We start from the raw sequence: 25,124 nt of genomic DNA, 5'->3' as shown, positions 1-25,124 counted from the left end.
TAGTTGTTACGGACCGAAGAATTGCTGTTGAACGTTGGGCCCCAGCATCCGAGTACGCACGGCGTGTTCCGTGTCATCGTCAAGCTGGACGGCGAAGTCATTAGAGAAGCGATCCCGGTGATGGGCTACCTGCATCGGGGGACAGAAAAGCTGGCGGAAGACCTCAGCTACACGCAAATCATCCCCTATACCGATCGACTTGATTATGTATCGGCGATGACGAACAATTACGTGCTGGTGAACGCCGTCGAGAAGCTGATGCAGCTGGAAATCCCCGAGCGCGCCGAGTTTCTGCGCCTGATCGTGATGGAATTGCAACGCATCGCCAGCCACATGGTCTGGTGGGGCACTTATTTGCTCGATATCGGGGCTATGAGCCCATTCCTGTATGCGTTCCGCGACCGTGAAATCATTATCAACCTGTTTAATGAGCTTTGCGGAGCCCGGCTGACCTACAACTACATGCGCGTAGGCGGCGTGAAATGGGACGCGCCGGAGGGCTGGATCGACAAGGTGCGGGAATTCGTACCTTATATGAGAGGCAAGCTCAAGGAGTATGACGATCTTGTCAGCGGTAATGAAATTTTCCTAGCCCGGATCAAGGGCGTTGGCAAATACGATGCAGCTACAGCGATGTCATACGGTCTGAGCGGCGCTAACCTGCGCTGTACAGGCGTGAAATGGGATTTGCGCAAAAACGAGCCGTACAGCATCTACAATCGTTTCGACTTTGACGTACCGACCCGCGAGGGTGGCGACTGCTATGACCGCTATTTGCTGCGTCTGGAGGAAATCACTCAATCGCTGCGCATTCTGGAGCAGGCGGTGGAGCAATTCCCGGCCGGCGACATTATGGGCAAAGTACCGCGCGTCATTCGGCCGCCGGAAGGCGAGGTTTATGCAGCGATCGAATCGCCGCGCGGCGAAATTGGCTGCCATATCATCTCCCGCGGCAAGCAGGAGCCGTATCGGTTGAAATTCCGTCGACCTTCCTTTGTTAATCTGCAAATTTTGCCCAAGCTGCTTGTCGGGGAAACGATGACCAACCTCATCACCATCCTGGGCGGTATCGATATTGTTGTCGGGGAGGTTGATGCTTAAATGATGCATTTACTCGAAGAGAGCCTGACCTGGACGAATTTCTTCATTTTCCTGTTCTGGGGCGTCGTGATGCTGCTGCTCATTCTGGGCTTCGTTACCTATGCGATTTATTTCGAGCGTAAGGTCATCGGCTGGATGCAGCTGCGGATCGGTCCGAACCGCGTAGGTCCGCTTGGCCTCTTGCAAAGCGTCGCCGACGTGACCAAGCTGCTGATCAAGGAGGATACGATTCCGCGCAAAGCGGAGCGCGAGCTGTTTATTTTGGCTCCCGTCATCACGTTTATTCCTTCATTTGCGATCATTGCCACCATCCCGTTTTCGGATAAGCTGTTCAACGCCAACCTGAATGTAGGGCTGCTCTATTACGTGGCGCTGTCCGGTATTTCCACCATCGGCATCATTCTCGGCGGCTGGGCGTCGAACAACAAATATGCCTTGCTCGGCGGCATGCGTTCCGCGGCGCAGATGATCAGCTACGAGGTACCGCTGGTTGTATCCGTCATCGGCGTCATCATGCTGACCGGCAGCCTCAACCTGCATACGATCGTTGACCAGCAAGCCGGCGGCTTCTGGCATTGGTACTTCCTGCCGCAAATTATCGGCTTCATCATCTTCGTCATCGCCGGCGTCTCCGAGCTGAACCGGACCCCGTTCGACTTGCCGGAGGCGGAATCTGAGCTTGTAGCCGGTTATCACGTCGAGTACAGCGGCTTTCGCTTCGCTTTTTTCATGCTCGCCGAGTACGTTTATGTATTCGCCGTAGCTTCTCTGATTACACTGCTCTTCTTGGGCGGCTGGCATGCGCCGTTCGGCTTCCTGGATTTCATCCCGGGCCTCGTCTGGTTCTTGCTGAAGTTTTCGTTTATCGTGTTCTTCCTGTTCTGGCTGCGGGCCACCATGCCGCGGGTACGCGTCGACCAGCTGATGGGCTTTGGCTGGAAGGTGCTGCTGCCGCTTGCGCTGCTGAATATTTTCGTCACGGCGATCTATATGAGCATCATATCCTAACACGCGATGGGGTGAAGTAAAGTGAAGGGCTTAATCAAAGGCTTGGGGGTAACCCTCAAAAGCATGACTCAGAAAAAAGTGACCTATGCCTACCCAGACGTGCCGATCGAGATGCCGGATCGCTTTCGTGGCATTCAACATTTTGACCCGGAGAAATGCATCGTCTGCAACCAGTGCGCGCGGATCTGCCCGACCGAATGCATCACGCTGACCGGCAAGGCCAATCCGGACCCGGAGAAAAAAGGCAAGGTCATCGACACCTACGACATCAACTTCGAGATTTGCATCTTGTGCGATTTGTGCACGGAGGTTTGTCCGACGGAAGCGATTGTCATGACGAACAATTTTGAGCTCAGCGCTTACAGCCGGGACGATTTGTTCAAAAACCTGCAATGGCTGAACGACAATAATCAGCATATCCGCAAGGAAAACAACTCCGCCATGCCGAAAGGGGGAGCCAAGTAACATGTTCAGCGGAATCGGCAATTTTTTGTCCAGCGGCACGAATTGGGCGTTTTTCGTCTTCGCCCTGCTCGCCATCGGCGGAGCGATCTTTATGATCAGCTTCACGAAGGTCATTCATATGGTCGTGTCCGTAGCGCTGACGTTTATCAGCCTCGCCGGCCTGTATGTCATTCTGAACGCCGAGTTCGTCGCTTTCGTGCAGGTGCTGATCTATGCCGGAGCCATCTCGATTCTGATGATTTTCGGCATTATGATGACCAAGCATCGCCAAGGCGAGGAAGCGGAGCCCAAGCGCCCCTGGCATAACGGGCTGGCGATTGTCGGCGCGCTTGGCCTGTTCGGCGTGTTATTTTACGCGATTCAACAAAGCACGTTCACGGCAACCGGCACGCTGGATACGAGCAAGGACAATACGATGGAAATCGGCAAGCTGCTCTACAACGAGCACGTCATTCCTTTTGAAATCATGTCCGTGCTGTTGACTGTGGCGTTTATCGGCGCAATTGTGATCGCCAAGAGAGAGGAGGAGTAGCGGTGGGAACAGTTATCACTCCTTATTTGACACTGGCGGCGATTTTGTTTTGCATCGGCCTGTACGGTGCATTGACCAAGAAAAACGGGGTTATCGTGCTGCTCTCGATCGAGCTGATGCTCAATGCCGTTAACCTCAATCTGATTGCTTTCTCCAAGCTGGGCGACCATCCGGCGCTGACCGGACAGATTTTCTCGCTCTTCAATATTACGGTGGCTGCGGCCGAAGCGGCTGTAGGCATTGCGATTCTCATCACGCTGTACCGCAACAAAGGCACGACCGACGTCAATGATATGGATTCCATGAAGCGCTAGGAGGTTGAGAAGCAATGGTATCGGATTACTCGCAATACGCATGGCTCATTCCGCTGTTTCCGCTGCTCGCTTTTCTGGCGCTTACGGCAATGGGACGTCAATTAAAGGACCTGGGCATCTACATCAGTATCGTCGCTATGCTGGCTTCGTTTGTCGTGGCGCTGCTGATTTTTGTAGAACGGCTCGGGGGCGGTGTAGAGGATTACACCTGGGATAAGCTCGACTGGCTGAAAATCGGCGATTGGACGCTCAACATGGGCTTCGAGGTTAACAACCTTAACGCGCTCATGCTGGTCATCGTCACGCTGGTCAGCTTGCTCGTCAATATTTACTCCAAAGGCTACATGAAGGACGATGAGCGCATTCACGTATTTTTCAGCTACATCGCGTTGTTCTCGTTCTCCATGCTCGGTCTGGTCATTTCGGAAAACATGCTGGAGCTGTACATCTTCTGGGAGCTCGTCGGCGTCTGCTCGTTCCTGCTCGTCGGCTTTTGGTACTTCAAACCCGAGGCGAGAGCGGCAGCGAAAAAAGCGTTCATCGTCACCCGGATCGGCGACGTCGGCCTGTTCCTCGGCATTCTGCTGCTGTTCTGGTACATGCCCGGCCATTCACTGGATTTCAGCTCGATTCACAACGCGTTTACCTCGGGCCAAATCGATCCGACTATCGTGACCTGGATCGCGATCCTGATCTTCATCGGCGCGATGGGCAAATCCGGCCAGTTCCCGCTGCATACGTGGCTGCCTGACGCAATGGAAGGCCCGACGCCAATCAGCGCCCTGATTCACGCGGCGACAATGGTGGCGGCCGGCGTGTACCTCGTCGCGCGCACCTTTGATATTTTCCAAGCTTCGTCGGACGCGTTGCTCGTCGTTGCTTACGTCGGGGGCTTTACCGCCATCTTCGCCGCCACCATCGGCGTGGCGCAGAACGACATCAAACGGATTCTCGCGTATTCGACCGTCAGTCAGCTCGGCTACATGATGATGGCGCTGGGCCTCGGCGTATCGTATGCGTCGGGCATGTTCCATCTGTTCACGCATGCGTTCTTCAAAGCGCTGCTCTTCCTGGGCGCCGGTAGCGTGATCCATGCCGTACATACACAAGATATCAACGAAATGGGCGGTCTGGCCCGTAAAATGAAAATCACCACCTGGACCTTTGCCATCGGCGCGCTGGCCCTGTCCGGCATTCCGCCGTTCTCCGGCTTCTGGTCCAAGGATCTGATTCTCGCCGAGGCGTACGACAAGCAGCCGTTCCTGTTCTGGATCGGCGTCATCGCGGCGTTTTTCACCGCTTTTTACATGTCGCGCCTGTTCTTCCTTACGTTCCTCGGTCAAAAACGTTCCAAACACGAGCCGCACGAATCCCCGGCTTCCATGACCGTGCCGCTGATCATTCTTGCTGTGTTTGCTGTCGGTGCCGGCTTCCTGAACACGCCGATGAACGCCTGGTTCGGACATTGGCTGACCGGCGAGCAGCATGAAGAGAGCGTGAACTGGGCCGTTATGGGCTTGTCCACGCTGGTTGGCGTATTGGGCATCGGTCTGGGCTATCTGATGTACGTTAAGCAATCGATCGCACGCGATTTCATTTCTGGCAAAGCGCCGTGGCTCTACACGCTGCTCAACCGCAAATATTGGGTCGACGAGATTTACAACGGTATCCTCGTCAAGCCGCTGAAGGGACTGGGGCTGCTGCTGGAGCTGTTCGACATTTATGTCGTGGACGGCCTGGTTCGTCTTTTCACGTATGCCGTAGTCGGTTTGGGCCGCATCGGCTCCCGTCTGCAAAACGGTCAGCTGCAATCCTACGGATTGGTCACGCTGCTCGGCTTGCTGATTCTGGCTCTGGCCATCGCGGGAAGGAGGTTCATCCATGTTGGATAATTTGCCGATTCTAAGCTTGATCGCCTTCTCCCCGCTTCTGGGCGTGCTGGCGCTGCTGTTCGTCCGCAAGGACAAAGGCAGCTTGATCAAAACCATCGCCATCGTCACCACGCTGATTCCGCTGCTGCTTGCCGGCTGGCTGTATGCCAGCTATCAGTATCAGGCGGACCCGCTGCAATTCAAGGAGCAGCTCAGCTGGATTAAAGTGCCGTTGAACAAAGAAAGCGTCCAACAGCTAACGTCCTACTTTTTTGAATTCAAGTATTCGCTGGCCGTAGACGGCTTGTCGCTGCCGCTCGTTTTCCTGACGGCGCTGATCTGCACGATGGCCGCACTCGCTTCCGTGTATATCAAAAAACGCTGGAAAACCTTCTACATCCTGTTCCTGCTGCTCGAAACCGGCATCTTCGGTGTATTCATGGCGCAGGACCTGTTCCTGTTCTTCGTATTCTTCGAGATGACGCTCGTTCCGATGTTCTTCCTGATCGGCATCTGGGGTTATCTGAATCGCGAAAAAGCGGCCAACCGCTTCCTGATCTACAACGGTCTCGGTTCGGCGATCATGCTGATCGCTTTCCTGATTCTCGTCAGCACGGCGGGCTTTAATCAGGTGCCGTCGCAGACGGAGTTTACGATCTACTACAGCGGCGACATTCAGACGATTGCGCACAATCTCCTGCAGGACCCGCAATCCTACGCGAATCAAGCCAATCCGCAAAATCCGTTCTACCTGACCAGCACGCTGAAATGGTCGGTATTCATCATGCTGCTCGTGGCGTTCGGCATCAAGCTGCCGATCTTCCCGTTCCATACGTGGATGCTCAAGGTGCATACGGAAGCGCCGCCTTCCGTAGTCATGATTCACTCCGGCATTTTGCTGAAAATGGGCGCTTACGGCCTGATCCGCTTCGGCATCCTGTTCTTCCCGGCGGAGGCCAAGGAATGGGCGTGGGTGTTGGCTCTGCTGGGCGTCATTAACATTTTGTACGGAGCCATACTCGCTTTTGTGCAAAAAGATTTCAAACTGGTGCTGGCCTACTCCAGTATCAGTCATATGGGCATCGTCTTGCTGGGCCTCGCTGCCTTTAATGTCACCGGCATGGAAGGCGCCGTGTTCCAACTTGTCTCGCACGGTCTGATTTCCGCGCTGATGTTCCTGCTCGTCGGCAGCTTCTACGAGCGAACCGAAACGACCGAGCTCAGCAGGCTGGGCGGTCTGGCCTCCTCGCTGCCGTTCATGAGCGGCATTCTGCTGATTGCCGGCATGGCCTCGCTCGGCTTGCCGGGCCTATCGGGCTTCATCAGCGAATTCATGGCCTTCCTCGGCCTGTTCGAAACGCACCGCATCTACACCGCGGTCGGCACGCTCGGCATCATCTTGACCGCCGTGTACGTGCTGCGCGGGGTGATGGGCATCACCTTCGGTCCGATGCCGGAGCGCTTGCAGGGGCAGCCGCTGCGCGATGCCCGGCTCGTTGAAGCCGTGCCGATGATCGCGCTCGTCGCGTTTATTCTGCTGCTGGGCGTATTCCCGAGCGTGCTCAGCCAACCGTTGCAGCAAACCATAGGCGGCTTTGATCAGCTGATTCAAAGCGTCGCCGGGAAGATAGGGGGTTAGTCTGGTGGAACAGCTTCGACTTCATGTTGCCGATTTATCGCATCTGCTTCCTGAGCTTACGCTCGTTGCCGCCGCCATCATCCTGTCGCTCCTGGATTTGAGTTTGCCCAAGTCCGTCAGTCGCAAAGTGATCGGCTGGCTGGCGCTGGTCGGCGTCATCGTTTCCGGCGTGTTCGTCGTGCTGCAGTTGAACCCGGCCGAGCCGATTCAGTTGATGAATCAGAGCTACCGGGTGGACGATTTCGGCAATATCCTGAAACTGATTTTGCTGACAGGAACGGGCTTCGTCATTTTCATGAGCTTGGGCTCCGTGAAAGAAGACGATATCCCGCATATCGGTGAATACTACTATTTCCTGCTTCCGGCCGTGCTGGGCGGCATGGTCATGGCGTCTTCGGGCGACCTGATTACGCTGTTCGTCGGCTTGGAGCTGCTGAGCATCACTTCTTACCTGCTGGTAGCCATGAAAAAGCATCATCATCAGTCCAACGAAGGCGCGTTCAAATACATCGTGATGGGCGGTATTTCCTCAGCCCTCATCTTGTACGGCATGTCGTTCCTGTACGGCATCTCCGGCTCGACGAACCTGATGCAAATTGCCGGTTCGTTGTCCGGCACGATCGGCTCGTATCAGCCGCTGGTGTACATGGCGTTCTTCCTGTTGATCGCCGGCTTTGGCTTCAAGATTGCCGCGGCGCCGTTCCACAGCTGGGCCCCTGACGTGTATCAGGGAGCGCCGACGCCGGTCTCCGCATTTCTGGCCGTTGTATCCAAGGCAGCGGGCTTTGCGATCCTGTTCCGCGTCTTCTATGTGCTGTTTGCTTTCAGCGCCTTTGAGAACAGCTCGATCCAGAAGGACGTGTTCCTGACGCTTGAGGTCATGGCGGCCATTGCCATGATCGCCGGTAATGCCATTGCGTTGAAGCAGACGAACATGAAGCGGCTGTTGGCCTACTCGGGTATCGCCAACGCCGGTTACCTGATCGTGCCGCTTTCGACGTATTTCGGCCTCGTGCATACGAGCAACTTTTCCGAATTCATCTTTTACCTGATTGCCTATCTGTTCATGAATATCGGGGCGTTCGCGGTATTGATGATCATCGAGCGCTCCGCGGGCCATACCGAGCTGAACGGCTATGCAGGCTTATACTACCGCGCGCCGTTTACGGCGGTAGCGATGGTGCTGATCGTCCTGTCGCTGGCGGGGATTCCCGTATCGGGCGGCTTCTTCGGTAAGCTGTATATTCTCCTCGGCACGATGGAGACTCACAAATACTGGCTGGGTGCGGTCATGATCATCTCCAGCGTCGTATCGTTCTACTACTATTTCGGCGTCATTCGGCAAATGTTCATGCGCAGCGACTACGAGTCGGCTCAGGTCAAAGTGTCGATTCCGCTGGGCATCACGGCTTGGCTGTGTGCGTTGATCGGGCTGGCGCTGGGCTTTATGCCGCAGCTTGTCCTCAAAGGAATCGAGCATATTTTCTCGCTGGCCGGCGATTTGCTGGTGCGCTAAGGTACGCCTAAAGACTCTTATAGAGAAGCCTCTCCCCGCATAAAGGTGGGGGAGAGGTTTTTTTTCGCCTCCAGGTTTCGGCTTTTTTCGAAGGCCGGCAGGAAACGGGGCATGCGTACAGAATGTTTAAAGAGCGAATAACACGTAAGTACACAGAAGGACCTGGTTTTATGAAAATCATTAAAGGCATACTAGTCACAGCGGCGTTGACGCTGAGTCTGGAGGCATTGGGCATCGCTCCCCATGCGGCAGCGGCTTTCCCGGTGTCTACCGACCCGATGCGCGTCAAGCAAAGCTATTTGGATATGATACACCTGCCTGAAGCATGGGCAGCGGCAGGCGATACGTCGCAGCCGTTAATTGTCGCCGTTGTCGATACCGGCGTAGACCTGACTCATCCCGACCTGGCCGCTAATCTAGTAGAAGGCGTCAACCTGCTGGAGCCCGGGGCGAAGCCTCTCGATGACAACGGGCACGGTACGAACGTGGCGGGCATTATCGCAGCCGTAGTGAATAACGATAAAGGCATTGCCGGCATGGCACCGAATGCCAGAATTATGCCCATCAAAGCGCTGGAGGCCGACGGCACTGGCGGTGAGGCGAAGCTGGGCGAAGGGATTCGTTACGCGGTTGATCATGGGGCGCGAATTGTCGTGCTTTCTTTGGGGCTGAACAAAAACACCAGCGCGCTGGCCCAGACGGTGCAGTACGCCGAGGATCACGGCGTACTGCTCGTAGCCGCCGTCGGTAACGAAGGCAGCAGCGTCAAATATCCGGCGGCTTATCCGACGGTGCTTGGCGTTGGCGGCGTCTCGGACGACAAGACGCCGGACTACCGCTCCAACTTCGGCCCGGAGCTGGATTTGGTGGCCCCGTGGGAGGTATTCACCACCGCGCTGGGCGGCGGTTACGAATACAAGGACGGCAGCTCGATGTCGGCGCCGCAGGTTGCGGCCGCGGCCGCGCTCGTCTGGGGCAAATATCCCGGCCTGACGCCTTATCAGGTGCGGGATATGCTGCTGCAGACGGCCGAGGACCTCGGCACGCCGGGCTGGGACGCGCACACCGGAGCCGGCTTGCTGCGCGTGGATCGTGCCCTGACGACGGCGCTGAGCGAGGACCGCTTTGAGCCGAATAATTCGCAGAATCAAGCAGCCAAGCTGTCGGTCAGCACGTCCGTTCACGCGTCGCTTAGCTCGGCGCAGGATCAGGATTGGTTTGCCATCGACGCTCCTTACGAGGGAACGCTCGTGCTGCACTTGACGCCTCAGCAGGGAGCTTCCGTGACGGTACGCAACGATGCAGGCGTCTTTTACCGCACCGACGGCAAATCGCCGATTTCGTTCCGTGTGCGCAAGGGGCGCAACTATATTCAGTTGACCACAACCGACCGCACGCGCGCAGCGAGGCTCGATTATGCGCTGCGCACGTCGTTCGAAATCTACCGCGACCCGTTCGAGGATAACGATAAGCAATATCAGGCCTTTGTCCTGCCCGACCGCTCGCAAACCGTGCGCGGCACGTTTGACAAGCCGAACGACCAGGACTGGTTTATGCTCCCGCTTGCCCAGTCAGGTACGCTGCGCATCAAATGTACGGTGGATACGGGACGCATCGACCCTGTTTTATTGATTCAAAAGAAGGGCGAGAAGTCCATCACCATTGATCAGGGCGGCGACGGCGCATTGGAGATCAGCTCGCTCATGGAAGTGCTGCCGGGCGATTATTATATCCGTGTCAGCAATATTAAGGATTACATTGAGCCTGTAACGGGTGAATATATATTAAGCATTGAATATACGCCCAAATTGGTCGATCCGAATGAACCAAATGACAAGTCCTATCAGTCTACATTTATGGGCCTTTCGTCTGCTTACGAAGGATTGTTCCACACCAACGACGATACGGACTGGTTCCAGTTCCGTCTGGGGCGCGACAGTCTGGCGCAAATCAGTCTGACGAACATTCCGGTAGCCCGCACGCTGACTGCGACGCTGTACGACAGCAGCTTGAAGGAGCAGGGCGTCTTCAAGAACGGCTCCGGCCAGACCTCGCTTTATGTGGAAAAGCCCCTGCCGTCCGGCACCTATTTCATCAAGCTACAGACGGATAAATGGTTCCTGAATCAGATGTACCGGCTGCAGACTGACGCACCTTCGCTGGTTGGAGGCTTCATCGATATCGACGGCCATTGGGCGGAAGCCTCGATTGTCGATCTGACCAGCCGCGGCGTCTTGAGCGGCTACGGCAATTACCGCTTTGCGCCGGAGCGGCCGATTACGCGGGCCGAGGCCATTACGGCGCTTGTGCGCGGGCTCCAGCTCACCAAAGAAAAGGCGATCAGCTATTCCGATCTGCCGGCAAGCCACTGGGCTTATGCCTATATTGCCAAAGCCCAGCAAGCCGGTCTTGTCAGCGGCTACCCGGACGGGCGTTTCCAGCCGGATCGTCCGCTGACGCGGATGGAAATGACGCAGCTGCTGGCCAAGAGCATGAACATGTCCGGCAAAAAACGCGGCAACTCGCCCTTCACCGACATCGGCGACGGCTACTGGGGCATAGGCATCGTCAAGCAAATGTTTGCCGACGGCTGGATTAGCGGTTACCCGGACGGCACCTTCCGGCCGGACGCACAGGCCAGCCGGGCCGAATTCGTCACGCTGCTGACCAAGGTGCTGCATCGATAATCAAGAGGAGTAGAAGACTCGTATGACCGATTTGAACCTGCTGGGCCCATCGGCCTCGCTGATGGCCATCGCCAATATCGCCATCTATCTGCTTTGTATCGCCTTAGCTTGGTGGTCGCTGCAGGAATTTCGCTTCGACGTGCTGCTCAAGCGGCCGAAAAGCGCGCCCGCCAAAATGCTGCAAATTTTGCTGTCCATTGCTCTAGGGCATCTGGTAGCCAGCTTTTTCATCCAGTATCTCGGCTTTTCACTGGGGCTCCACCAGATGTTTTAGCCAACTTTTTCGAATAATGCGTCCTTTTCTTGTCAACAATGGATAGTACAACGGTTCAAAAAAGCAAAACGGCTGCGAATCCTATAGATGGCTGTGTAAAAGTGTAAATCTGCCAAAAGAACACAGTTGTCCAATATAGGGTGTAATGATAAACTTAGGAAATGTGAAATTGTGCTGGCTCATGACAACAATCCAAACGGTATTATCCAAAATAAAGTTCGCGGAGGGACCATGATGAGCAAAATTATCGTCCGCGGTGGCCGAAAATTAGCAGGCAAGGTGAAAATAAACGGTGCGAAAAATGCGGTGCTGCCCATTATCGCCGCTTCCCTGCTGGCGTCCGAAGGAGAGAGCGTCATTCACGACGCGCCGCCTCTGGACGACGTGCTGGTAATCAATAAAGTGCTCGAGAGCCTGGGCGTCGCTGTCGAGTACCGCAATCAGGTGATCCGGGTTCGCGCGCAGGAGATTGCTACTTGCGAGGCTTCCTACGAATTGGTACGCAAAATGAGGGCGTCTTTCCTCGTCATGGGTCCGCTGCTCGCCCGCTTGGGTCAGGCGCGGATTTCGCTGCCGGGGGGCTGCGCAATCGGTACCCGCCCCATTGATCAGCATTTGAAGGGCTTTGAAGCGATGGGAGCGGAAATCGAGCTCGGCCAAGGCTATATCGAAGCCAAATCCAGCGGGCGTCTGAAAGGCGCCAAAATCTACCTCGATGTCGCCAGCGTAGGCGCGACCGAGAATATCATGATGGCTGCGGCGCTGGCCGAAGGCACCACCACCATCGAGAATGCCGCCAAGGAGCCGGAAATCGTCGACTTGGCCAATTATTTGAACGCGATGGGCGCTGTCGTCCGCGGAGCGGGAACGGGCGTCATTCGCATCGAAGGCGTAGAGAAGCTGCGCGGTGTTGTACATACGGTAATTCCAGACCGGGTTGAAGCAGGTACATATATGATTGCAGCGGCCATTACCGGCAGCGAATTGTACGTAGAGGGAGCGATCGGCGATCACTTGCGGCCTGTCATTTCCAAAATGCAGGAAATGGGCGTCGTGATAGAAGAGGACGAGAACGGCATTCGCGTGCTGGCGGATAAGCCGTTGCGTGCGGTAGATGTCAAAACCCTGCCTTACCCGGGCTTCCCGACCGATATGCAGTCGCAGATGATGGCGCTTCTGCTGGTAGCCGACGGCACGAGTCTTGTGACCGAGACGGTGTTCGAGAATCGGTTCATGCACGTCGAAGAATTTTCCAACATGAACGCGCAAATTAAAGTCGAGGGCCGCACAGCCATCGTCAGCGGCAATGCCAAGCTGAGCGGTGCCAAGGTGACCGCCACAGATCTGCGTGCCGGAGCAGCGCTTATTCTGGCCGCATTGGCCGCCGAGGGCGAGACGGAAATTTCCGGCGTCCATCACATCGACCGGGGCTACGTGGAAATTGCCGAAGTGTTGCGCGGATTGGGAGCGGATATTCGCCGCGCCGTCCCGCAAAGCGTGGAGGAAGAAGAACCGCAGCTTGGATTTTTTACCGTACAACCGACTCTGGCTTGAGTGCCTGAGCTTTCAGCCGATTCCATCAGGGATCGGCTTTCTTCGTGTTCTAATCTAGCATTGCCTCTCATAAGATGAAGTGTAAACGGACCATCTGCTAGGAGACATACTTATGGAGGCACTAGACTATGCGCAAAAAGAAATGGGCTCGCCCCGCACGTGTACTGCTCTGGCTGGCCGTGTGCCTGGCCTCGATGCTGACGGTGACGCTTGGCGTGCCGGCGCTGCTCGTCAAACGGGATGCCCCGGCTCCCGCGGCGGGGGACGCTTCCCGGTTAGGTGCCGCCGTTTTATCGCAGAGCGGACAAGGCCCGCTCGTCCCGGTTTTTTTGTCCAAGCTGCAGACGACGGAGCAAATTCCGCTGGAAGCTTATGTCGAAGGCGTCGTGGCCGCCGAGATGCCGATCGAATTTGAGCCCGAGGCGCTGAAGGCGCAAGCGCTGGCATCGCGAACCTATATCGTGAGGCGGATTCTGGAGGGCGATGCCAGTAATGTGCCGGTCAACGGCGCGCTGGTGACCGATACGGTGGCGCATCAGGCGTTTGCGACGGATGCCGACCTGCGGGAGCGCTGGGGCGCAGCCGCCTACACGGTCAATATGGCCAAGCTGCGGAAGGCGGTTGCAGAGACGAAGGATCAGATTTTGCTATACGACGGCAAACCGATTAATGCGACTTTTTTTTCGACCAGCAATGGATATACGGAAAATTCGGAGGACTACTGGCCGGATCAGATTCCCTACTTACGCAGCGTACCCAGTCCGTGGGATGCCAAGCTGTCGCCCCGCTTCAAGGAAACGACGACGATCGGCTACAAGACAGCGCTGCAGAAGCTTGGCGTTAGCGCCATTGCGCCCTCAGCCGCCAAGGCGACCGGCATCAAGGTTCTGGAGTGGTCGGCCGGGCATCGGATCAAGAGTATCCGGATCGGCGGCAAAACGTTCACCGGCCGGGATGTTCGCGAGAAGCTCGGGCTACCCTCCTCGCAGTTTACATGGGCATGGAAGAGTGCAACGGAGCTTGAATTCACAACCTACGGTTACGGGCATGGCGTCGGGCTCAGCCAGTGGGGAGCGAACGGGATGGCCAAAGAGGGCCGCAAGGCCGAGGACATCGTGAAGTATTATTACACGGGGATTCAGATCGGGAAAGCTGCTGATTTTGTAAGCCCAAAATGACTCTTCCGGGGGTCTATTAAAAATATGTCGGCCTAAGTATAAAACCTTGAAATGTGTCAAGAATGGTTGTTGAGGTGATAACCATGAATGATCAAAAACAAGGTTTTTCGAAAGAAGAGGCTCCTAAAACTGCACAAGGAGCGCAAAACGTCCCATCGGCATGGAAGAGGTTGCTTGCTAAAAAGTGGGTATTTCCAGCAACGTATATGGCAGCAGCGGCAATTATCTTAACCTTAATGTGGGTCTATCAGGACGCCGGCAGCAAAAAGGTCAGCGAGCAAGACCTGGGCCTCAAGGTTACGAACAATGCCGTCGCCACCGATACGACCACGAAGGCTCCCGACAACGCGCTTGCTGTAACTGCTCCTGCCGAGACGATGCAATGGCCGGTTAAGGACAAGAATGCCGTCAGCGTTTCCCTGCCGTTCTACGACAGCAACGCTTCCGCTGAAGCTCGCCAAGCGGCGATGATTGAATACGGCGACACGCTGTCCCCGCACGTAGGTATGGACCTGAAGGCCAAAGACGGCCAGACGTTTGACGTTGTTGCTTCTTTGAGCGGTAAAGTGACCGCTGTCGAGCAGAATCCGGTCGTCGGCTATTTGGTTGAAGTGACGCATAGCAACGGTCTGGTGTCGGTGTATCAAAGCTTGTCCGACGTTCAGGTGACCAAGGGCGCCGATGTGAAACAGGGCGACGTGCTGGCCAAAGCCGGCCGCAACGAGCTGGAGCGGGAAGAAGGCGTACACCTGCACTTCGAGGTTCGTCAAGGCGCCGACGGCGCTGCGGTCAACCCGGAAACGCTGCTGAACGATAACAAGCAGTAAAACGAAGAAAACGCGAAAGCAGAGGGGCAAACCCGCTGCTTTTTTGCTGTTTTTGAAAATAAATGTACGAATTCGGGGCGCCGAGCTTGGCTACGTAGAATATCTAGTCTTACCCCTCATATAATGTACCAAACTATCTCGAGTAGGGAGGCGAGGGGAGTGCACGATTACATCAAAGAGCGAACCATTAAGATTGGAACTTGCATCGTTGAGACCAAGAACACGGTTCGCACGATTGCGAAGGAATTCGGCGTTTCCAAAAGCACGGTGCACAAGGATTTGACGGAAAGACTGCCGGAAATCAACCCGGACCTGGCCAACCAGGTCAAGCACATTCTGGAGTACCACAAATCCATTCGTCATCTTCGCGGAGGAGAAGCAACAAAAATCAAGTACCGGAAAACAAGACATTCGAAGCCTTCCGGAGAGCTGGTTCCCATCAAGTCCTGATGCCTCCCGCCGTCTGCCGGCTGGCTATAACTGGTCATGTCGAATTTTCAATTAAAAAAAAGGAATTCATGCATTTACAGCGAATTTAGCTTATAATTAGAACTATATATATGAGCGCCAGTTCTTCACGGGATGGACGGTTGGTTTAGGGAGGATTACAATCACATGTTTAGCAAGGACATTGGAATCGATCTGGGCACGGCGAATGTGCTGATTCACGTTAAAGGGCGCGGGGTCGTGCTCGATGAGCCCTCTGTGGTGGCGATTGAAAGCGATACAAAGCGCGTGCTCAAAGTGGGCGAGGAAGCTCGCCGGATGGTAGGGCGCACCCCCGGCAATATTATCGCCACCCGCCCGTTGAAGGACGGCGTTATCGCTGATTTCGAGATAACGGAAATGATGCTGAAGCATTTTATTGCCAAGGTAGGAGGCAAACAGTGGTATTCGCATCCGCGCATTCTCATTTGCGCTCCTACCAACATTACCTCGGTCGAGCAAAAGGCGATTCGTGAAGCGGCCGAGCGCAGCGGAGCCCGGGAAGTATTTCTGGAAGAGGAGCCTAAGGCTGCGGCCATTGGCGCCGGCATGGATATTTTCCAGCCTAGCGGGAACATGGTGATCGATATCGGCGGCGGTACGACGGATGTGGCGGTGTTGTCCATGGGCGACATCGTCACCTCCTCTTCTATTAAAATCGCAGGGGACAAGTTCGATATCGCGATTACGAAGTACATCAAGAACAAGTACAAGCTGCTGATCGGCGAACGGACAAGCGAGGATATCAAGATCAAGATCGGAACGGTGTATCCTCACGGACGGAACGAAGAGATGGATATTCGCGGCAGAGATATGGTATCGGGACTGCCGCTCACGATTACGATTCATTCCAGCGAGATTCAGGAAGCGCTGTGGGACCCGGTGGCGTCGATCGTCACCTCGGCCAAAAGTGTGCTGGAGCGCACGCCGCCGGAGCTGTCGGCGGACATTATCGACAGAGGCGTGATTCTGACAGGCGGCGGGGCGCTGCTGCACGGTCTGGATCAGTTGCTGGCCGATGAGCTGAAAGTGCCGGTTTTGATTGCCGAAGATCCGATGCATTGCGTAGTGAAAGGTACGGGTATTATGTTGGACAACCTGGACAAGGTAACCAAACGCAAGTTCGTATAGGAGTGATGAGGACATGTTAAGAGGACTCTATACCGCAGCCTCCGGGATGATTGCCGAGCAGCGCAGACACGATACAATTACGAACAATATCGCCAACATCAATTCGCCGGGCTTCAAGCAGGGCAATTCCTTGTCCCGCTCCTTCCCGGAAATGCTGATTGAGCGTATCCGCGCCGGTGAGAACAGCGCTCCGGTGACGCCGATCGGCAGGCTGACGACCGGGGTGTTCGCGGAAGAGAATATCGCTCTGCACGCGCAGGGGGATCTCCAGGAAACGCAGAACCCTTACGACTTCGCGCTTGTATCCAATATTCAGGTGGCAGGCATTACCTTTGACGAGACGGGCAAATACGTCAATGCGGACGGCGAGCGCACCTTCCAGCCGCAGGCGTTGTTCACTGTTCAGAATGCGGCAGGCGAGCAGCGGTATTCCCTGAACGGCAAGTTTACGGTCGATCCCAGCGGCCAGCTGGTTAATGCCGACGGCAATCTGGTGCTCGGACGCGACGGACAGCCCATCGTGCTGGTCGATCCGAATTCCGGACTGCCGATTCGTTCTTTCCAGGTTACTAACTCGGGAGATTTCATCAATGGAGATGGCAGGCCCATGCTGAATGCAGCTGGTCAGCCAATCGGTCTCCTGCTGTCGCGCGTAGACGATCCGAACCTGCTGCTGCGCGAGGGCAACGGCTTGTACCGGATCAACCCGGGCGATGAAGGCCGCGTGACGGCTGTGCAGCCAGGCGATCAGGTTGAAGTGCGCCAAGGCTTCATCGAGCGCTCCAACGTCGATCCGGCGCAATCGATGGTCGACATGATGTCGGCGCTGCGCGCGTATGAAGCCAATCAGAAGGTCATTCAATTTTACGATAAAAGCATGGACAAAGCCGTGAACGATGTAGGCCGCATCTAAAGGAGGTTCCCATGAACAATTCCATGATTAACTCGTCGGTCTCGATGCAGAGCTTACAGCAGAAGCTCGATATTCTGGCGAACAATATCGCCAACGCCAACACCACCGGCTTCAAGAAGAAGGAAGCTTCTTTTGAAGACGTGCTGACGAACGTGAAGGGTCAGCCGGAGGGCTTCCGCCAGCAGGGCCGGATGTCGCCGCTGGGCTTTAACCAGGGCTGGGGAGCGAAGCTGGTGCAAATCCAGACGAATATGGCCCAAGGCCCGGTTCAGGCCACAGGCAACCAGACCGACTTGGCGATTCAGGGCGACGGGTTGTTTGAAGTGACGGTCAACACGGTTGACGCCAACGGAAACCCCGTTCAGCAACCGGCGTGGACGCGCAATGGAGCCTTTCATCTGAGTCCGGATACCACCGGCAATATGGTCATGACGACGGAGGACGGCCACTTTCTCGCAGGTACGGACGGTAATCCGATTCGTCTGCCGAAGAACTATCGCCCGGCGATTGATCCGGACGGCCGGATTTTAGCTTACAATGAAATTGATCATAACCAGCCGCCGATTAACGTCGGCCAAATCAAGCTCGTTCGCGTCGTTCGCCCGCAATTGCTGCGGGAGGTTGGCGACAATCTGTATTCGCTGCCAGCCGGTGTCACGAACATCGACGGAATTCTCCAGAACGTCAACGGTACCGCAGCCAATGCAGCGGACCGGGTCGAAGTGATGCAGGGTTATCTGGAGCAGTCGAACGTACAGCTTGCCGATGAAATGACGGAGTTGGTCATGGTGCAAAAAGCGTTTCAATTAAACTCCCGGGCAATCACCTCTTCGGACACCATGATGAACTTGGCCAATAACTTGCGTGGCTAACGGTTAGGAAAGAGAGGGACAGGCCCGATGTCGGAAACACCAGCCAGATCGCAACAACCCAAAGCCAAGAAACCGCCCAAACGGCAGAAACCCCGCTGGGCTCGCATTGTGATAGCGATTATAAGATGGATTCGCGTTCCCGTTCTGAGCGTGCTCGCCGTCTTCATCGGTTTATGGATCGGATACAGCAAGCTGGGCCACCAGCCTTCGTCCGAAATTTTCCGGTGGAGCACCTGGAAGCACCTGTACGATCTGGTTTTTGCGAATTGAGGACTCCCGCGAGGGAGTTTTATTTTTGAAAAAGGAAAGGTATAATGGACGGAGGATAAACTTAGAAAATCGGCATGCTTGTAAGGGGGAAGGGCAGCGCTTGAATATACCGAACATGCTAACAATCAGCAGGTTTATCCTGATTCCGGTTTATTCGGTTGTTTTCTTTTACGGCTATATCAAGGTTGCTTTCCTGGTGCTTTTGCTTGCCGGATTGACGGATATTCTCGACGGTTACATCGCCCGTAGGCGAGGGCAAGTGACTGTAGTTGGCTCCATGCTCGATCCGTTGGCTGATAAGGCGATGATGATTGTCGTGATCCTGTCGCTGCTGCTGTCGCACATGATTCCGTGGCAGGCGGCTGCGGCGATTTTTGCCCGGGATGCGGGGATGATTGCCGGCTCCGCTTTTTTTCATTTTCGCGGTAAGCTGACAGTGCCGGCCAATATGCTCGGCAAGCTGACGACGGTGCTTTTTTACATAGCGATTCTATTGATTGTGTTCAAGGCGCCGTTGGCGCTGCCCTACTTATGGGGCGTTATCGGCATTTCGATGATCGCAACCCTGATTTATATTGTTCAATTCGCCATCCTCAACAAGAGAGATTGAACGCCGCGACGAACCGGGTATTCAGGAGAAAGAGCCTACAGACGGTCTGCATGCGGCAGGCTCGTCCATAAGCTCCTCTTATATCAACCTTCACTGCTGCAGCCGTGAAGGGGATAATCATATTGTAAGTTGTTGCCTTGTGTTTTATGCAAGCATCGAAAGGAGACGAGCAGGTTGCTGGATATTAATCAGATTCAGGAAATTATTCCGCATCGTCCGCCGTTTTTGCTGGTGGACCGCATTTTGGAGGTGGAGCCGGGGGTTCGCGCCGTCGGAATCAAAAACGTCACGATGAACGAGCCATTTTTTCCCGGTCATTTTCCCGGATATCCGGTAATGCCCGGCGTGCTGATCGTGGAAGCGCTGGCTCAGGTAGGCGCAGTTGCCGTCCTGACGTTGGATGACTATAAAGGAAAAATCGGCTTGTTCGCCGGCATTGACGGCGTTCGTTTCCGCGGCCAGGTTGTTCCTGGAGATACATTGACGCTGGAAATGACCATTACGCGCCTGAAAGGGACGATTGTGAAAGGTCAAGCTGTAGCGAAGGTAGGAGAACGGGTAGTTGTCGAAGGCGAGCTTATGTTCGCTATTGCCAATAAATAAGACGAGATGAAGGAGTGGAACTTACGGATATGACGCGAGTGCAAACCCAATATCAATTATGGCTGGACGACCCTGCCGTCGACAGCGCGACGAAAGACGAGCTTCGCTCCATCAGCCATGACGCCAAGGAGATTGAAGATCGCTTTTACAAGGATTTGGAATTCGGAACCGGCGGCTTGCGCGGAGTGATCGGCGCAGGCACCAACCGCATTAACGTCTACACCGTAGGTCGGGCAAGCCAAGGCTTGGCGGACTTTGTACGGCAGACGGGAACCGTGAATCCGTCAATCGTCATTGCCTATGACTCGCGCAACATGTCGCCGGAGTTTGCATTGGAAGCGGCGCTTGTTTTTGCCGGCAACGGCATCAAGGCATATGTATTCGAGGCTTTGCGCCCAACGCCAGAGCTGTCGTATGCCGTAAGAGATTTGAAGGCGACGGCCGGCGTGGTCGTAACCGCGAGCCACAACCCTCCTGAATATAACGGTTATAAAGTATACGGCGCAGACGGCGGCCAGCTTGTTCCTGAATTCGCTGAGAGGGTCATTGAGCTGGTACAGCAGGCCGATTCGTTTGATAAAGTGAAGCGTTTGACCCGCGAGGACGCGGAGGCGCAGGGGCTGCTGGCGTGGCTGGGCGAGGACATCGACGCCCGTTACATTGCCGCGGTAGCCGCCGTCAGCCAGAATCCGGACGTCATTCGCCAGATTCGCGACGATTTCCGCATCGTCTTCACGCCGCTACACGGTTCCGGTAACATGCCGGTGCGCCGTGTTCTGGAGACGGTTGGCTTCACGCAGGTTCGCGTGGTAGCTGAGCAGGAGCAGCCGGACTCGCAATTCTCGACCGTGAAATCGCCGAATCCGGAGGAGCGGGAAGCGTTCACGTTGGCCATCGCTCAAGCGAAAGCTTGGGACGCCGATATCATTGTCGGTACGGATCCCGACGCCGATCGGATGGGAGCTGTGGTCAAGGACCCTTCAGGGGATTATTTTGTTCTGACGGGCAACCAGTCGGGTGCCATCATCGTCAATTACTTGCTCTCCAGCATGAAGGAGCGCGGCGCGCTGCCGGATAATGGCGTGATCATCAAGACGATTGTAACCAGCGAAATGGGCGCTGTCATTGCCCGTCATTACGGCGTAGATACGCTGGATACGCTGACAGGCTTCAAATACATAGGCGAGAAAATGACGGCTTTCGAAAAAACCGGCGAGCGTACCTTCTTATTCGGTTACGAAGAAAGCTATGGTTATCTGGCTGGCAGCTACGCGCGCGACAAAGACGCCGTCATCGCAGCGATGCTCATTTGCGAAGCGGCCGCGTACTACAAGCAGCAGGGTAAAACCTTATACGATGTTCTGCAGGAGCTGTATGCATCGTTTGGTTATTTTCTGGAAAAGCTGGAATCGCGGACGCTCAAAGGCAAAGATGGCGTCGAGCAGATCGGTCGTATGATGGAAGCGTGGCGTACCCATCCACCGGAAGCGATCCACGGCATCAACGTGCAGGGCGTGGAAGACTATGCCGCCGGCATCAACGGCTTGCCGAAGGAGAATGTGCTCAAGTTCAAGCTGGAGGACGGCTCCTGGTTCTGCCTGCGTCCATCGGGCACCGAGCCCAAAATCAAATTTTATTTTGCTGTCCAGGGAACATCCGGCGCGCAAGCGTCCGAGCGGCTGAACGGGATTGTACAGGATGTCATGAGCCGCATCGACGGATGATCGCATAGAAAGCAGAGAACCTCTTTAGAACAAAGTGGCCGACAGTGCGTCTAATGGAGGGAGCCGTTTGCGGTTTCCTTCGGCGTGCGGCTTGGCCGCGGTGTGATCTGAAGAGGTTTTCGAATGTATGAGGATGAGAACAGGAGTGAAACAAATTGGTCCAATGGTATGGAAAAGGGAATCATCTGTTGCGCAAGGTGCTGTGGTGGCTGGTCGTAGCGGGCCTGTTGAGCTCGCTGCCGCTGGTGTACGCGAGACATGAGACCGAAACGTCGGCCAATCAAGTCGAGTTCGTTTTTGATTATCGTGATCTGGTCGACATGTCCGATCTTCAAGCGGATCCGCAAGGATTTATCGCCAATCAATTAAAGGCGCTGAAGGCGGCCGGCGTGCAATCGCTGGCGGTTTATGAAGCGACGCTGAACGAATTGAAGACGAGCCGCAGAATCGACGTGTATAACTCGCGTGATGCCGCCATGTTCGCGCAGAAGCTGCCGCAGCCTGGAGAGAACTACACCTACGTGCTTTTTGCCGATACGGAGACGCAAAAGCAGCTGCAGCCGTTAATAGAAAAAACATTTGCCGACCTGAAGGTAGAGACGGCAACGTGGAGCTTGAAGGATCGGCCCGGGCTGCAGATCCGTATGAGTCCGGACGAGGCCGCGATCAAGCCGATGGACCCCGATCCGATCACCTTGAATCAGCTGCATGATCAAGGGTTCCATATTATCGCGCGTTTAACTAACCGCAGACCTTACTCCAGCACGACGATGGACCAACTGCTAAGCAAGCTGCACGCTGTCGGCGTGGAGCGGATCGTGGCCGACGGCGATGCCATGCCGGGCTTTACTGACGAAACACCGGAAGTGAATTTGAAAAAGATGGCCAAGCTGCTGAATAAATACGGCATCGGGCTTGCAACCATCGAGCTTTCGAAAGAGCCGCAAAAAGGTCTGAGTACGCTGGCGAAGGAAACCAACTATAATATAGTACGTTTGCATTCGTTTACCGAAAAGGACGGAGAAAAGCTGACCGAGCCCGTTTCCAAAGAGGAGCTGGAGTCCCGTGTGCAGGGCGTGGCCGATCGCTTTGTGCTGGCTGTGAAGGACCGCAATATTCGTATCATCTTCCTGAACGGGAAGCTGGCCCGAAGTGTGGATAAGGGTACGCTTGTCGATCCAATTCGGCCGCTGCTCGACAGCTTGAACGGCAAGGACGGTGCGATCCCGCGCATCGAGAAGGTCGGGTTCACGACCGGACAGGCGCAAGCTTTTGCGTTCGACGATTCCGGGTGGCAAAAAGTAGCCCGCGTGTTCGTGCTGCTCGGGGGTGTGGCCCTGATCGTGCTGACCGTCGCCGCCTTCTTCCCGGGTACGGCGCTTGCTTTGTTCGTCATCGGTCTCGTCGGAGCTATCGGCTTGCATGCGCTCAGCGCCAATTTGTATGCGCAAGGACTGGCGCTGGCTACGGCCATCTGCGCGCCAAGTCTGGCCGTAATGCTGGCTGTGCGCACGGTGCGTACAGGACGAGCTGCGGCGGCCAAATCGCGGATCGGCTTCAGCCTGTGGCTGCTGATTCGCACCTCGGCGATTTCGGCGATCGGCATTGTGTATGTCGTCGGGCTGCTCAATCATATCAGCTACATGCTGGTGCTGCAGCAGTTCCGCGGCGTCAGCCTGCTGCATCTGGCGCCGATTGCAATCGTCGCTCTTTACTTGCTGCTGTTCAGCGAAAACTTGACGCATCGGGAGAAGCTGGAGCGGATCAGGCGTCTTCTCAGCGCGCACATTCGCGTATTTTGGCTGGTGGTTGCTGCTGTTGCGGCGGGAGCGCTGTTCTACTATTTGACGCGAACCGGCAATGAAGGGCAGGCCTCCACCTTTGAGAAGCTGTTCCGTTCCTTCCTGGAAAATACGCTGGGCGTGCGGCCGCGGACCAAGGAATTTTTGCTGGCGCATCCGCTGTTCCTGCTTGCCGGATACTTGTGCGTACGGTATAGAAATGCTGTGTACCTGCTGATTGTTGGCGTCATCGGGCAGCTTTCGCTTGTCGATACCTTTGCCCATCTGCATACGCCGCTGCACATTTCGGCTATTCGGATCAGCTATGGCTTGATCTTCGGTATTCTGATCGGTCTTGTGCTGATCGCCGTTTGGGAAATTCTCGTAAGGAGCTGGAAAAAATGGACGCCCCGGTTCGACGCCTAGTACTATCCGGTTATTACGGTTTTGACAACAGCGGCGACGAGGCTGTGCTGCAATCAATCCTGCTGGCGCTGCGCCAGCAGGGCGAGGAGCAGGGCATGCGGATCGAGCCAATTGTGCTCTCCGGCAATCCGCAGCGTACTGCCGCGATGTACGGCGTCGAGGCGTGCCACCGGATGAGGCCCGCAGAGGTGCTGCGTGCGCTGCGCAGCAGCGACGGGCTGATCAGCGGCGGCGGCAGCTTGCTGCAGGACGCGACAAGCGCCAAGACGATCCCGTACTACTTGGCGGTGCTGAAGCTGGCGCAATGGCTGGGCAAGCCGACCTTCGTGTATTCGCAAGGGATCGGCCCGGTGAATCGCCGTTTCTTTGACGGCTGGATTCGCGCCGTGTTCCGGCGCTGCCGGTACCTCTCGGTCCGCGATACGGAGTCCGCGGACCTGCTGGCCTCGATGCGCCTGCCGCGCGAGCGCATCGACGTTGTGCCCGACCCGGTCATGGGCCTGCCGCTGCGCGCGGCAGACTCGGGCGGGGTCGGGCCAGCCGCCGGCGCGTCTGCATCCGCGTCCGGCGCAGCAAACGCCGCGCACGGGGGGCGCGGCGGCGCATCGGACGGCGACGCAGCGTCGGCGCCGCTGGCTGACGCCGGCGCGGCTGACGCTGCGACGCCGGCGTATACCGCCGCCGACGCAAAGCGTGTCGGCGGCCCGGCCTGGCGGACGGTCGGCGTGTCCGTCCGCTTCTGGAACCGCGATCGCTCGGAGCTCGACGCGCTCGCGCAGGCTCTGGAAGCGCTGCTGGACGCACGTTCCGACGTGCGGCTGCGCTTCCTGCCGTTCCACCTCCCGTCGGACGAGGAGGCGTCGCAGTATGTGATCGCCCGGCTCACCGGCGCGTCCGCATCCGCGTCCGGCGCCGCCCCTGGCGGCGATCGCGCAGCGCGGGTGGAGCTGACGCCAGGCGTCGTCCACCCGCAGGACATGCTCGAGCAGGTGGCCGCGTGCGACCTGCTTATCGGCATGAGGCTGCATGCGCTCATTTATGCAGCCTCGCAATACGTGCCTATGGTGGGTATCTCGTACGATCCGAAGATCGACCAGTTCCTCCATAGGCTCGGGATGCAAGCGGCGGCATCGACCGCCCGGTTCGATGCCGCCGCTTGCGCGGCCGAGGCCGTCCGCTTGCTGGACGGCCGGGAGGCGTGGGCGGCGGAGAAGCGCGCCGCCATCGAGGCGCTGAAGGCCGAGGCCCAGCGCCCCGCGCAGCGCATTGCTGCTTTTTTTCGAGAAAATCAGACAAATCGGCGCTGAATGGCGCAACCAATCACTACCATTCAACGTCTAAA

23 protein-coding genes are annotated in these 25,124 nt (G+C 56.2%); all 23 read left to right on the top strand.

The window, feature by feature from the left end; genetic code table 11:
* Positions 1-3: 3 nt before the first annotated feature.
* The 23 genes from B5M42_RS18940 (at position 4) to B5M42_RS18835 (ending at position 25,089) form a co-directional block, all read left to right on the top strand.
* Positions 4-1,101, top strand: a complete 1,098-nt coding sequence (locus B5M42_RS18940; RefSeq protein ID WP_134751643.1) for an NADH-quinone oxidoreductase subunit D — start codon at positions 4-6, stop codon at positions 1,099-1,101.
* Complete coding sequence (nuoH, locus tag B5M42_RS18935; protein ID WP_134751645.1) at positions 1,102-2,109, top strand: NADH-quinone oxidoreductase subunit NuoH; 1,008 nt, start codon at positions 1,102-1,104, stop codon at positions 2,107-2,109.
* Between the two features lie 21 nt (positions 2,110-2,130).
* A complete protein-coding gene (nuoI, locus tag B5M42_RS18930) occupies positions 2,131-2,574 on the top strand; it encodes an NADH-quinone oxidoreductase subunit NuoI (RefSeq protein ID WP_134751648.1) in 444 nt (147 codons plus the stop codon).
* Position 2,575: 1 nt separating this feature from the next.
* Positions 2,576-3,106 (top strand): NADH-quinone oxidoreductase subunit J, encoded by a 531-nt coding sequence (locus B5M42_RS18925; RefSeq protein WP_134751651.1) that lies wholly within the window; start codon positions 2,576-2,578, stop codon positions 3,104-3,106.
* 2 nt (positions 3,107-3,108) lie between these two features.
* Positions 3,109-3,420: an NADH-quinone oxidoreductase subunit NuoK gene (nuoK, locus tag B5M42_RS18920; protein ID WP_134751654.1), complete on the top strand. Its 312-nt coding sequence runs from the start codon at positions 3,109-3,111 to the stop codon at positions 3,418-3,420.
* 14 nt (positions 3,421-3,434) lie between these two features.
* A complete protein-coding gene (gene nuoL / locus B5M42_RS18915) occupies positions 3,435-5,312 on the top strand; it encodes an NADH-quinone oxidoreductase subunit L (protein ID WP_134751657.1) in 1,878 nt (625 codons plus the stop codon).
* Positions 5,302-6,930, top strand: coding sequence for a complex I subunit 4 family protein (locus B5M42_RS18910; RefSeq protein WP_134751659.1), 1,629 nt, complete (start codon positions 5,302-5,304; stop codon positions 6,928-6,930). The genes nuoL and B5M42_RS18910 overlap by 11 nt, the downstream gene beginning before the upstream one ends.
* A 4-nt stretch (positions 6,931-6,934) precedes the next feature.
* A complete protein-coding gene (locus B5M42_RS18905; RefSeq protein WP_134751662.1) occupies positions 6,935-8,446 on the top strand; it encodes an NADH-quinone oxidoreductase subunit N in 1,512 nt (503 codons plus the stop codon).
* Between the two features lie 170 nt (positions 8,447-8,616).
* Positions 8,617-11,133: a S8 family peptidase gene (locus B5M42_RS18900; RefSeq protein WP_167689767.1), complete on the top strand. Its 2,517-nt coding sequence runs from the start codon at positions 8,617-8,619 to the stop codon at positions 11,131-11,133.
* A 22-nt stretch (positions 11,134-11,155) separates the two neighbouring features.
* A complete protein-coding gene (locus B5M42_RS18895; RefSeq protein ID WP_134751664.1) occupies positions 11,156-11,407 on the top strand; it encodes a DUF1146 family protein in 252 nt (83 codons plus the stop codon).
* Between the two features lie 234 nt (positions 11,408-11,641).
* Entirely contained in the window at positions 11,642-12,961 is a 1,320-nt protein-coding gene (gene murA / locus B5M42_RS18890) for a UDP-N-acetylglucosamine 1-carboxyvinyltransferase (protein ID WP_134751880.1), read from the top strand.
* 128 nt (positions 12,962-13,089) lie between these two features.
* Positions 13,090-14,139 carry a stage II sporulation protein D gene (gene spoIID, locus B5M42_RS18885; protein WP_134751666.1) on the top strand — a complete coding sequence of 350 codons (1,050 nt, stop codon included), beginning with the start codon at positions 13,090-13,092 and terminating at the stop codon, positions 14,137-14,139.
* A gap of 83 nt (positions 14,140-14,222) precedes the next feature.
* Entirely contained in the window at positions 14,223-14,966 is a 744-nt protein-coding gene (locus B5M42_RS18880) for a M23 family metallopeptidase (protein WP_134751668.1), read from the top strand.
* Between the two features lie 159 nt (positions 14,967-15,125).
* On the top strand, positions 15,126-15,416 hold the full coding sequence (spoIIID, locus tag B5M42_RS18875; protein ID WP_134751669.1) for a sporulation transcriptional regulator SpoIIID: 291 nt from the start codon (positions 15,126-15,128) through the stop codon (positions 15,414-15,416).
* 165 nt (positions 15,417-15,581) lie between these two features.
* Positions 15,582-16,583, top strand: a complete 1,002-nt coding sequence (mreB, locus tag B5M42_RS18870; protein WP_134751670.1) for a rod shape-determining protein — start codon at positions 15,582-15,584, stop codon at positions 16,581-16,583.
* A 13-nt stretch (positions 16,584-16,596) separates the two neighbouring features.
* Positions 16,597-17,496 (top strand): flagellar hook-basal body protein, encoded by a 900-nt coding sequence (locus B5M42_RS18865; RefSeq protein WP_134751671.1) that lies wholly within the window; start codon positions 16,597-16,599, stop codon positions 17,494-17,496.
* 11 nt (positions 17,497-17,507) lie between these two features.
* Positions 17,508-18,368, top strand: a complete 861-nt coding sequence (locus tag B5M42_RS18860) for a flagellar hook-basal body protein (protein ID WP_134751672.1) — start codon at positions 17,508-17,510, stop codon at positions 18,366-18,368.
* A gap of 27 nt (positions 18,369-18,395) precedes the next feature.
* Complete coding sequence (locus tag B5M42_RS25765; protein ID WP_134751674.1) at positions 18,396-18,638, top strand: DNA-directed RNA polymerase subunit beta; 243 nt, start codon at positions 18,396-18,398, stop codon at positions 18,636-18,638.
* A 100-nt stretch (positions 18,639-18,738) separates the two neighbouring features.
* The gene (locus B5M42_RS18855; RefSeq protein ID WP_230633008.1) at positions 18,739-19,248 is read left to right on the top strand and encodes a CDP-alcohol phosphatidyltransferase family protein; all 510 of its coding nucleotides are present in this window, start codon (positions 18,739-18,741) and stop codon (positions 19,246-19,248) included.
* A 174-nt stretch (positions 19,249-19,422) separates the two neighbouring features.
* Positions 19,423-19,851, top strand: coding sequence for a 3-hydroxyacyl-ACP dehydratase FabZ (fabZ, locus tag B5M42_RS18850; RefSeq protein ID WP_134751676.1), 429 nt, complete (start codon positions 19,423-19,425; stop codon positions 19,849-19,851).
* Between the two features lie 29 nt (positions 19,852-19,880).
* On the top strand, positions 19,881-21,575 hold the full coding sequence (locus B5M42_RS18845; RefSeq protein WP_134751678.1) for a phospho-sugar mutase: 1,695 nt from the start codon (positions 19,881-19,883) through the stop codon (positions 21,573-21,575).
* 155 nt (positions 21,576-21,730) lie between these two features.
* Complete coding sequence (locus B5M42_RS18840; protein ID WP_167689771.1) at positions 21,731-23,782, top strand: DUF5693 family protein; 2,052 nt, start codon at positions 21,731-21,733, stop codon at positions 23,780-23,782.
* Positions 23,758-25,089 (top strand): polysaccharide pyruvyl transferase family protein, encoded by a 1,332-nt coding sequence (locus B5M42_RS18835; protein ID WP_134751680.1) that lies wholly within the window; start codon positions 23,758-23,760, stop codon positions 25,087-25,089. The genes B5M42_RS18840 and B5M42_RS18835 overlap by 25 nt, the downstream gene beginning before the upstream one ends.
* Positions 25,090-25,124 lie beyond the last annotated feature (35 nt).

Source organism: Paenibacillus athensensis, from assembly GCF_004514475.2.
Lineage (GTDB): Bacteria > Bacillota > Bacilli > Paenibacillales > NBRC-103111 > Paenibacillus_AL > Paenibacillus_AL athensensis.
Note: the sequence above shows the minus strand (reverse complement) of the source record. Positions and strands in the feature narration are given on the sequence as shown.

Coding starts and splice junctions, on each gene's coding strand:
- mreB (WP_134751670.1), top strand. CDS start 15,582: ATGTTTAGCAAGGACATTGGAATCGATCTGGGCACGGCGAATGTGCTG.
- nuoL (WP_134751657.1), top strand. CDS start 3,435: ATGGTATCGGATTACTCGCAATACGCATGGCTCATTCCGCTGTTTCCG.
- murA (WP_134751880.1), top strand. CDS start 11,642: ATGAGCAAAATTATCGTCCGCGGTGGCCGAAAATTAGCAGGCAAGGTG.
- B5M42_RS18910 (WP_134751659.1), top strand. CDS start 5,302: ATGTTGGATAATTTGCCGATTCTAAGCTTGATCGCCTTCTCCCCGCTT.
- B5M42_RS18900 (WP_167689767.1), top strand. CDS start 8,617: ATGAAAATCATTAAAGGCATACTAGTCACAGCGGCGTTGACGCTGAGT.
- B5M42_RS18865 (WP_134751671.1), top strand. CDS start 16,597: ATGTTAAGAGGACTCTATACCGCAGCCTCCGGGATGATTGCCGAGCAG.
- B5M42_RS18880 (WP_134751668.1), top strand. CDS start 14,223: ATGAATGATCAAAAACAAGGTTTTTCGAAAGAAGAGGCTCCTAAAACT.
- nuoH (WP_134751645.1), top strand. CDS start 1,102: ATGATGCATTTACTCGAAGAGAGCCTGACCTGGACGAATTTCTTCATT.
- B5M42_RS18835 (WP_134751680.1), top strand. CDS start 23,758: ATGGACGCCCCGGTTCGACGCCTAGTACTATCCGGTTATTACGGTTTT.
- B5M42_RS18845 (WP_134751678.1), top strand. CDS start 19,881: ATGACGCGAGTGCAAACCCAATATCAATTATGGCTGGACGACCCTGCC.
- B5M42_RS18860 (WP_134751672.1), top strand. CDS start 17,508: ATGAACAATTCCATGATTAACTCGTCGGTCTCGATGCAGAGCTTACAG.
- B5M42_RS18895 (WP_134751664.1), top strand. CDS start 11,156: ATGACCGATTTGAACCTGCTGGGCCCATCGGCCTCGCTGATGGCCATC.
- B5M42_RS18925 (WP_134751651.1), top strand. CDS start 2,576: ATGTTCAGCGGAATCGGCAATTTTTTGTCCAGCGGCACGAATTGGGCG.
- spoIID (WP_134751666.1), top strand. CDS start 13,090: ATGCGCAAAAAGAAATGGGCTCGCCCCGCACGTGTACTGCTCTGGCTG.
- B5M42_RS25765 (WP_134751674.1), top strand. CDS start 18,396: ATGTCGGAAACACCAGCCAGATCGCAACAACCCAAAGCCAAGAAACCG.